General features: G+C 54.3%; 1 protein-coding gene. It reads right to left on the bottom strand.

Translation table 11 applies throughout. The annotated features are described in order from the left end of the window. On the bottom strand, nt 1–797 hold a 797-nt coding region (locus tag PXY01_RS22090), incomplete at both ends, for a condensation domain-containing protein (protein WP_164744557.1).

Raw genomic sequence — 797 nt, 5'->3', positions numbered from 1 at the left:
TTGTCTGCTGTCACGCCCAGTTTCCGAAGTTTACGTGCGAGCCGGTTTGCCCGAGCATTCAGCTCCCGGTACGTCAGCTGATCCGTTTCGCTGACTAACGCGATGTGATTCGGAGTACGCTCCACCTGCTCCTCGAACAGCTGATAAAGAGTCTTCTCCTGCGGATACGGCGCTTTCGTCGCATTGAATACGTCCACAATCTCGTGCTTCTCTTCTAACGTTAGCATCGACAGCTTTGCCAGCTCTGTCTCCGGCTCGATTAAAGCCGACTCTATCAATTGCAAGTAGTGCTGTGCCATCCGCTCTACCGTTTCACGACGGTATAGATCGGTGCAGTATTCGACGACGAGCTGCAGTCCGTCTTCGCTTTCTGCTAACGTCCAGGTCATATCGAACTTCGTCACAAAGCTTTCCACCGGTTGTTCAATGAGCTTCAAAGAATCAAGGGCGAGCTCCTGCTGCTCCTGATTGTGCAGCACGAACATCGTATCGAACAGCGGATGCCGGCTCATATCCCGGTTCTTAACCACTTTCTCTACCAGCTCTTCGAACGGATACTCCTGATTCGCGTAACCCGCCAGCGCCTGCTCCTTCACCTGCTCCAAATAAGCTCGGAACGTCAATCCGCCCTCTGGTCGGCTCCTAAGCGCCAGCGTATTGACGAACAGCCCGAGCGTCCCTTGCAGATCCGCATGCGTCCTTCCTGCTATCGGGGTCCCGACTACAACGTCCTCTTGTCCGCTGTATTTGGACAGCATCACCTTATACGCGGCCAGCAGCACCATGAACAGCGTCGT

It is taken from the genome of Paenibacillus xylaniclasticus (assembly GCF_004001065.1).
GTDB classification, from domain to species: domain Bacteria; phylum Bacillota; class Bacilli; order Paenibacillales; family Paenibacillaceae; genus Paenibacillus_T; species Paenibacillus_T xylaniclasticus.
Note: the sequence above shows the minus strand (reverse complement) of the source record. Positions and strands in the feature narration are given on the sequence as shown.